Origin of the sequence: Bradyrhizobium sp. Leo170 (assembly GCF_004296405.1) — a bacterium.
In the GTDB taxonomy this organism is placed as follows: Bacteria; Pseudomonadota; Alphaproteobacteria; order Rhizobiales; family Xanthobacteraceae; genus Bradyrhizobium.
Window position 1 is genome coordinate 1 of record NZ_PSRR01000768.1, and the last position, 909, is coordinate 909.

Annotated in this window: 1 protein-coding gene; it reads left to right on the top strand. The window is 63.5% G+C overall.

What is annotated here, in order from left to right; genetic code table 11:
- Positions 1-80 precede the first annotated feature (80 nt).
- Complete coding sequence (locus CWO89_RS44585; protein WP_130584426.1) at positions 81-749, top strand: hypothetical protein; 669 nt, start codon at positions 81-83, stop codon at positions 747-749.
- Positions 750-909: the final 160 nt, after the last annotated feature.

The following is a 909-nucleotide window of genomic DNA, read 5'->3' on the forward strand; positions in this document are numbered from 1 at the left end:
CAACCCAACTATTCGCTTCCGGAGAACCAAACCGGCGCCAGCGCGACTAACCAAATTCTACCGTTTGAGAGGTTCCCGAAATGAAACGAGCGATAGCTATTTGTGTCGGCCTGTTGGCGCTGGCTTCGCCGGCCGCGGCCGAGTCACCGGTGGCCGTCGTCGAGGACGTGCAAGGCAAGGTCACCGGCGCCGAGTTCATGGATTATGTGGCCCCGAAGACCGTGATCAAGCTCGCGGACGGTGGCTCGATCGTGCTGAGCTATATGACATCCTGCAGGCGCGAGACGATCTCGGGGATCGGCACGGTGATCGTCGGGACCGAGGAGAGCGTCGTGCATCTCGCCGACGTCAAGGCCGAGAAGACCGATTGCGATTCCAACCAGACGCACGCCACGACGCAGGCGACCAGCGCGGTCGCCGCCACCGTGTTGCGCAGCGTCGATGCCAGCAAGGCCGCATTGCCGCAGCCTCAACTCACCCTCTACGGCGCTTCGCCATTCGTGGAGGCAAGAGGACGCGGCACGCTGATCGTGCGGCGCCTGGACATCCCCGGCGAGCGTCAGCAGGTTGATCTCGGCGGCACCCAGCTCAAGGGCAGATTCTTCGATTTCGCCCGGGAGAGCGGTGTATTGGTCCCCGGCGGCCTCTACGTCGCCACCTTCAAGTCGTCGCAGATCGTGTTCCGCGTCGACCCGCAAGCCAAGCCCGGCCCCACGCCAATCGTCGGCCGCCTGCTGCGGATGAATTAGGGTGTGATGATTTCACGTGGGAACGATCGCCGGCACTTCTCCCTCTCCCCGTTCTTGCGGGGAGAGGGTCGGGGTGAGGGGCTATCTCCACGCGCACGGTGACAGACGTGTTCGCGGAGGCTCCCCCTCACCCGAAATTCAAGCTGCGCTTGAATTTCGA